This is a genomic window from Foliimonas ilicis (assembly GCF_039939195.1).
Lineage (GTDB): Bacteria > Pseudomonadota > Alphaproteobacteria > Rhizobiales > Rhizobiaceae > Foliimonas > Foliimonas ilicis.
Genome location: NZ_JBDUUH010000040.1, coordinates 1 through 393 on the forward strand (window position 1 = coordinate 1; position 393 = coordinate 393).

Sequence of the window (393 nt, forward strand, 5' to 3'; positions counted from 1 at the left end):
TTGTCGAGCGCAAGAGCCGATACACCGTTCTTTTCCGCAACAACGACAGGCGCTCGAAGCCGATCATGAGCCAGTTGATCCGTCATCTGGCACCCCTTCCCGTGCAAGCCCGGCAAAGCCTGACATTTGATCGGGGACTGGAGTTCGTCTCATGGCGTGAGTTGGAGAATGGTATGGGAACGGCAACCTGGTTCTGCGACCCGCAAGCGCCATGGCAGAAAGGCACGGTCGAGAACACCAACAAGCGCGTCCGGCGTTACCTGCCGCCGGAGACAGTCGTACTGGATGTGACCAATCAGGAGATCCGTACCCTGTGTGACCGGCTCAACGACACGCCGCGCAAGTGCCTTGGGTTCCAGACGCCAAAGGAGATGTTCAGCCAGCACCTATTGG

Annotated in this window: 1 protein-coding gene; it reads left to right on the forward strand. The window is 58.8% G+C overall.

From position 1 onward, the window contains the following. Window positions 1–393, forward strand: a 393-nt coding sequence (locus tag ABFT80_RS28000) for an IS30 family transposase (RefSeq protein WP_347975231.1), incomplete at both ends; no start/stop codon positions are given.